Below are 7,151 nucleotides of genomic sequence, written 5' to 3'. Positions count from 1 at the left end.
GGCGTACAGGTGATCACGGTTCAGGATACGACTCCGCCGGTGATCAGCTACTGCCCGAATGATAGTGCGTATCAGTGTCTCGGTGAGGTTCTACCGGGTGATCCAGATAGCGTCGTGGCGGACGATAACTGCGATGACGATCTCGACAAGTCAATGACTGCGGACACCCTGATTAAGGATCCGGATTGCTGGTACGAGATCACCCGCACCTACACGGTGGAAGATAACTGCGGGAACATCGCTACCTGCACGCAGGTCATCACGGTGAAGGACACTGAGGCTCCGACGATCACGTCCTGTCCGAAGGACAGCAGTTATCAGTGTCTTGACGATGTGCCAGAGGCTGTTGCTGACAGTGTCCAGGCTACAGACAACTGCGACAATGATCTGGACAAGTCGGTTGTTGTGGACACACTGGTCATCGAACCGGATTGCTGGTACGAGATAACACGGACCTATACTGTGGAGGATGACTGCGGCAACACGGCTTCCTGTGATCAGGTGATTACGGTGAGGGACACCATCCCACCGGAGATCACCTGTCCGGATTCGGTGGATATAATGGTGGATCCTGAGGCAGGGGAGTGCTATGGCAGCGTTGCGGACTTAGATTCTGCTACGGCTACGGACAACTGCGGGATCCCGACGGTGACCAGGGATCCTGAGAGCTTCCCCATTGGAACGTCCTGGGTAGTCTGGACGGCGACGGATGACTGTGGGAACACCGCCTCTTGCTCCACCCAGACCGTGACGGTTCGGATGTGGGTTGACATCAAGCCCACATCATGTCCCAATCCTCTCAATGTAGGGGACAGCACAAGTGCTGTCGTTCCCATGGCCATCGAAGGGTGTGACGGGTTTGATGTCTCCGACATTGATACCACAGCGGTCCTTGTTTTAGGGATTACGCCGTTTAACTTCAACTATGAGGATGTGTCCGCACCCCCCTATGCACGGGAGGATTCCTGTGACTGCGATGAGTTGGGAGCGGATGGGTTCGAAGACCTCACCTTCAAAGTACACAGGGACGAACTCATCGACTCTCTGGAAGCGAAATATGGTTCCCTGGAGAAGGGTCAGGTAGTGATGGTGGATGTTACAGCGGAGACACACGATGGAGAACCGCTGGAGGGTAGGGATTGTATGGTTGTCAGAGGAGTACCTGAACCAGGTCCTCAGGCAGCTTTAGAAAGAAGAGCAATCCCGAAGGTCTTCGGCCTTGGCCAGAACCGCCCGAACCCTCTCCACGGGGTAACCATAATCCACTATCAGTTGCCCACTACTGCTACTGCGTCTCTGAGAATCTACGATGTGACTGGACGCTTGATCAAGACCCTGGCGAGCGTAACGAGGAGACCGGGCTACTACACAGAAATGTGGGATGCAACTGACGACAAGGGACAGGAGGTGCCGAGCGGAGTCTACTTCTACACAATGAGGGCCGGAAGTCACGTCTTCACCAAACAGATGATACTGATTCGCTGATGCAGATGAACTCGTACTGAATAAAGAGGGGGGGCGGCAGCTCCCCCTCCTTGACCCTGAGCTTGTAATGCCTATTCTCTGCTTGATCTGTTATAAAGGCCAAGTAGAGTCCTCAGCAAAGAGGATAGCACTCCTCAGATAGAAAGCTTGGAGAAAGGAGAAAAGTCTCATGAAAAAGTTGAGTGTAGTCACCGCGGCGTTGGCTGCAGGACTTACAATCGTCCTCGCGGCCGCTCCTCGTGCCAGTTCGCTGGTGTTGTATGCGACAGACTCCGGCTGCGACTGTTTTTATACTGTTGATCTCGTAACGGGAGATACAACGTACATCGGAGATCTTGGGGCTCCCGGTCAGTTTAACACACCCACAAGTATGGCAGTCGATCTGGACGGAACATTTTTCACTGTAAACAACTCAACCGGGGAACTCCTCACCATTGACAAGGCGACTGGCGCCGCCACGATCATAGGTTCAGGAACTGGTCAGCAGGACGGGCTGGCAATCGCGCCTGTGGATGTCCTTGGACCCGGCGGCGTGACTCTCCCCAAGGGGACCCTCTTCGGCTCCACGCGAGTTCTGGTCACCATAGATAAGACATCCGGGGATACAATAGCCATAGGCTCCATAGGACGCAGAATAGCAGGACTCGCTTTCAGATCGGATGGGATGCTCTTTGGTGCCGAGTTGTCCTTGGGCACAGATACGCTGGTCACGATCAACACACAAACTGGAGCTGAGACGATCATTGGGGAAATCGGGCCGAACTTCGATCGGATCGGTGCTCTAGTCTTCACGGTTGGTGATGTTCTGTTGGGATCAGATATAAACGTTGCTGACCAAAAGATCTTCGAAATCGATCAGGCAACTGGCACAATTTCCAACGAGGTGGCCGTTGCCAACTCCCCTCAAGGGATGGGGTTTGGCTCGGCCGTGAATTGCACCACCTTCGACGACCTGGATCAGACGATTGCCGATGCGGACATTGACAACGAAGGAATAAGAAATAGCCTGCAAGTCAAAGCAGACAACGCAAGAAAGCAGTACGACAAGGCGAAGCTAAAGACGTCCGGGAATGTCCTCTGCGCCCTTCTTCACCACGTGGATGCACAAAAAGGCAAGCACATAAGTGCTGCTTCTGCCCAGGATATCCGGGACTGCGTCACCACAGTTGCTGCGAATCTGGGGATTCCGCTGCCGTGTGAGTCAGACACCACTGCTGTCCTCGCCCTGCCACGGAACTACCCGAACCCCTTCCGTTCGACAACGATGATCGAGTATGAAGTGGTGGGGTCAAAAGCGACTCCGCACAGTCGGATATCTCCGAAGGAGGGTTCACAGCTTCTCACATCGGGAAATGCTGATAGGGTGCTTCTTCGCATCTACGATGTGATGGGTCGAGACGTTCGGACTCTTGTGGATCAAGAACAGAATCCTGGCTATTACATCGTTAGGTGGGATGGCAAGAATGAGCAAGGGCTGAAGGTCCCGAGTGGAATCTACTTCTACCAACTCCACGCAGGAGACCTGACTGAGATCGACAAGATGGTTCTGCTCCGGTGAGTCCTTGAAATAGAGTTTGAGTCAAAGAGGGGAGGGCTCTGTCCTCCCTTCTTCATGCTGTAGTCGAATAGCTTGAGTTGGGGACAGCCCCCCAATTTTACAATTTCAGGGCTTGTTTGGAGAATCTACCCGCCCAAATCCTGAAGGGCGGTGCTGGACCCGTCTGATAATCTTCTGGGATTAAGTGACTTAAGGTGGCTTAGTCATAATTGTAAAATTGGGGGGCTGTCCCCATGCCCTCTAGAATGACAGAGGGGCCTCTGTCATTTGAGGCGTGGAGCTTATAAGTCTTGACAATAGCAGAATTCGGGCTGTATAGTTATTGGGATGGCGAAGCCACCTTCAAAAACATCAAAGCACGTCGGTGGTCAGGCGGTCATTGAAGGTGTAATGATGAGGGCCCCCGGCGGCATTGCTATATGCGTGAGATGCGAGAACGGTTCGATTGCGACAAGGAGCTTCCCGTACATCTCTCGTACAGAGCGAAGAAAAGCGCTGGGCATACCCATAGTAAGGGGCGCAGTGACACTCGTAGAGATGCTGATTCTGGGGATTCAGGCGTTGAATTGGTCGGCGCAACAGGCTGCCGAAACCGAAGTACAGAGTACAGAGGACAAAGTACAGAGTACAAAAGACAAAGGCCAAGGTGCGAAAGGAAAGAAGGGGGCGGAGGCTGCGGTTGCGTTCACGTTAGTAATTGCACTCGCACTCGGCGTTGGTTTCTTTTTCTATCTGCCGCTGCTGCTGAGCGGGGTTGTGGTTGGGCAGGAGAACCAGGTACTGTTCAATCTGGTTGCCGGGCTCATCAGGGTCGCTTTCTTCTTGGGCTATGTGTCTCTAATTCAATTCATTCCTGACATAAGGCGTATCTTCCAGTACCATGGAGCAGAACACAAAGCCATCTTCTGCTATGAGTCCGGGAGCGAGCTTTCGATAGATAAAGCCGCCACATATTCCGCCAGACATCCCAGGTGCGGAACGAGCTTCCTTCTGATTGTATTCGTGTTTGCGATAATCGTTTTCGGTGCGGCTGACAGCCTGCTGTTCGGCCTCTGGGGTGTAACCCCTTCGAGACTACTCAGGCTTTTGTACCACCTGGCGCTTCTTCCAGTGGTTGCAGGTGTGTCCTATGAACTGATGAAGTTTTCAAGCAGAAGAATAGAGAACAGGGTAATCCGCTTGCTTCTCTCTCCCGGGCTTGCGCTTCAGAAGATAACCACAAGAGAGCCCGAGTCATCACAGCTCGAGGTGGGAATAGCCAGTTTGAAGGAGGCTTTGCGGTTCAAGGCAAAAGAGAAAGATGGAACCTGATCCAAAGGTAATAGAGAGACTTGAATCAATTGTCTCCAGGTTAGATGAGCTCGAGCGGCTGCTCAGTGATCCGGGCGTGACGTCTGACCAGAAGGAGTTTGTCAGGTTGAGCAAGGAGATGGGTAGAGTAAGACCTGTTGTGGAGGAGTACAACAAGTACAAACAGATATCCGACCGTGTCTCAGAGGATAAGGGGATAGTAAAGGCGGGTCAGGATGATGAACTTGTGGAAGCAGCAAAGCTGGAACTTGTGGATCTGGAAACTTCGAGAGAAAAGTCTCTTAACAGACTAAAGTTGATGCTTGTGGCCGAAGACCCGAATGATGAACGAAGAGCAATTGTAGAAATAAGAGCAGGAGCAGGAGGAGAAGAGGCAGCTCTTTTCGTTTCCGACCTTTACAGAATGTATTCCAGATACGCGGAAAAAAAGGGATGGAAGACGGACCAGCTCAGTTCACATTCCACTGGCATTGGCGGGTATAAGGAAGTCATATTCCTGATTGAGGGGAAACGTGCATTCGGCAGGTTCAAGTTCGAGAGCGGAGTTCACAGAGTGCAGCGCGTGCCTGTAACAGAATCTGGCGGACGGATTCACACATCAACTGCGACTGTTGCTGTCCTTCCCGAAGCTGAGGACGTCGAGGTTGAAATAGACCCCAAGGACCTCAGGATAGATGTTTACCGCGCAAGTGGTCCAGGTGGTCAATATGTGAACGTTACTGATTCCGCAGTGCGGATCACCCACATGCCCACGGGCATTGTGGTATCATGTCAGGATGAGAGATCTCAGCACAAAAACAAGGTTAAGGGGATGAAGGTACTGAAGGCGAGGCTTCTGGACAGGGAGCGAAAGGAACAGGAAGAAAAAATCGCCGAAGACAGAAGAAAACAGGTGGGGAGAGGTGAAAGGAGTGAAAAGGTCAGGACCTATAACTTCCCTCAGAAGAGGGTCACTGACCACAGGATAGGCGTCAGTCTGCACAACCTGGACCGTATATTGGAAGGCGAGCTTGACCAACTGATAGATAAGCTCGCCTTATCTCAAATGGAGAATATGCTCAAGGGTGAATAGAAATATTCCAGCTGTTGATGCGCTGAGGAACGCTTGGCAATCTCTTGAGGGTTCTGCTGTGGAATCCCCCCGACGTGCCGCAGAGGTAATCCTGTCAGAAGTCCTGGGTATCAGAATCCCCGAAATATATCTTCAAGAAAACATTGCGCTCGACAGTGTCCAATACAAGGATTACTTCGATATGGTAGAAAGGTGTAGACAGGGCGTACCACTAACCTATGTAGTGGGCAATGTTGAATTCATGGGGCTCAAACTTGTTGTTCCGAGAGGGGTCTTCATTCCCAGGCCAGAAACTGAAACGCTGTGCGAGAATGTTCTTAATTTCTTGAAGAGGCCGTCACCTCTCGTGGTGGCAGATATCTGCACGGGGTGCGGAGCAATAGCCCTGGCCCTCGCAAGTTTCCGCAAAGACCTCATCTGCTATGGGACTGACAGCTCACCAGAAGCTGTGGATTCGGCAAGATTGAACGCTGCGAGGCTTGGTGTTTCTGACAGGGTGACCTTTTTCAGGGGCGACCTGGCTCAAGTGCTGAAGCCTCTGAATCTCGAGGGGAAGCTTGATTGCCTGGTTGCAAACCCTCCCTACGTAAGGGAAGGGGAGATGGAAGTCCTTCCTCACGGTGTGAGAGACCATGAACCCGCGGCTGCCCTGGATGGAGGTGTGGATGGTCTGAAGATGTACTGGCCGATCTTAGAGGAAGCGTCATCTCTTCTCAAATGTGGAGGTCTGATTGCCCTCGAGGTGGGAGATGGCCAGGCAGAACACGTGAAAGAAATGCTGACCAATTTGTCTTTTTCCAGAGTCGAGGTCGGCTGTGACTTGCGTGGAATCTCCAGATTTGTGACAGGGTTTAAGAGAGAAGGTGAGAGAAGATGAAGACTGTAGGCATAATCATTAACACTGCAAAGCCTCATGCTGGCTCGGTGCTGGGAAGCCTTGCAGAAATCCTGAAGAAGGAAGGCGTGGAATTTGTTGCAGAAGACTCTGCCGCCACGATTCTGAAGGCGAAATCTAAGGTTGCCCAGGCGAGTACGTTTGCAACCGGGGTAGACCTTCTGGTAGCCATGGGAGGGGACGGGACACTTCTGCGTGCCGCCCGGCTTGTTGGAAACAGCGGTGTCCCGATACTTGGAATAAATATCGGTGGTCTTGGCTTTCTGACTGGAGTGGGTGAGGATCTCATGGAAGAGGCACTCAGATCGGTCCTGCAGGGTAAATACAGAATAGAGGAGAGAATGGTTCTTGAAGCGGAACTGCCCGATGGGACTGCGTTGACGGCGCTCAACGACATTGTCGTGGGGATGGGTAGCTCGCGTAGAATTGTGGACATGGTTGCATACGTGGGCGAGGAGTACGTTGCAAGCTTTTCCGGGGACGGGCTCATAGTCTCCACCCCCACAGGATCAACCGCATATTCTCTCGCGGCAGGAGGTCCTATAGTGTATCCCACTTTCGATTCAATAATCATAACACCCATATGTCCCCACGCACTTGGCCTAAGGCCCATGGTACTCTCTCCCCAGGTAACCTTCGCGGTTCAGATTGAATCCGGGGATGCCTCTATTGTTGCCGATGGGCAGGAGGTAAGAGAAATAGCGTCGAAAGACAAGGTCTCGATTCATCGAGCTGGACACAGGCTGAAACTCTTGAGACCTCTTACGGCCAGCTTCTACAAGATCTTAAGAGAGAAGTTGAAGTGGGGAGGATGGCGGGAATAATCTCCA

6 protein-coding genes are annotated in these 7,151 nt (G+C 52.3%); all 6 read left to right on the top strand.

The genetic code is table 11. The features are described from left to right. Positions 1–1,485, top strand: a 1,485-nt coding sequence (locus tag E3J62_10760; GenBank protein TET44330.1) for an HYR domain-containing protein, incomplete at its 5' end; no start/stop codon positions are given. A 169-nt stretch (positions 1,486–1,654) separates the two neighbouring features. Then, entirely contained in the window at positions 1,655–3,043 is a 1,389-nt protein-coding gene (locus E3J62_10755; GenBank protein TET44329.1) for a hypothetical protein, read from the top strand. Between the two features lie 327 nt (positions 3,044–3,370). Continuing rightward, entirely contained in the window at positions 3,371–4,354 is a 984-nt protein-coding gene (locus E3J62_10750; GenBank protein ID TET44328.1) for a DUF1385 domain-containing protein, read from the top strand. Further along, positions 4,344–5,426: a peptide chain release factor 1 gene (gene prfA, locus E3J62_10745; protein ID TET44327.1), complete on the top strand. Its 1,083-nt coding sequence runs from the start codon at positions 4,344–4,346 to the stop codon at positions 5,424–5,426. Before E3J62_10750 ends, prfA begins: the two co-directional genes overlap by 11 nt. Continuing rightward, positions 5,380–6,303 carry a peptide chain release factor N(5)-glutamine methyltransferase gene (gene prmC / locus E3J62_10740; GenBank protein ID TET44326.1) on the top strand — a complete coding sequence of 308 codons (924 nt, stop codon included), beginning with the start codon at positions 5,380–5,382 and terminating at the stop codon, positions 6,301–6,303. The genes prfA and prmC overlap by 47 nt, the downstream gene beginning before the upstream one ends. After that, positions 6,300–7,145, top strand: a complete 846-nt coding sequence (locus E3J62_10735) for an NAD(+)/NADH kinase (GenBank protein ID TET44325.1) — start codon at positions 6,300–6,302, stop codon at positions 7,143–7,145. The genes prmC and E3J62_10735 overlap by 4 nt, the downstream gene beginning before the upstream one ends. Positions 7,146–7,151 lie beyond the last annotated feature (6 nt).

The organism is candidate division TA06 bacterium (assembly GCA_004376575.1).
GTDB lineage: Bacteria > Hydrothermota > DG-26 > E44-bin18 > E44-bin18 > E44-bin18.
This window is presented reverse-complemented; position numbering and strand designations above follow the sequence as displayed.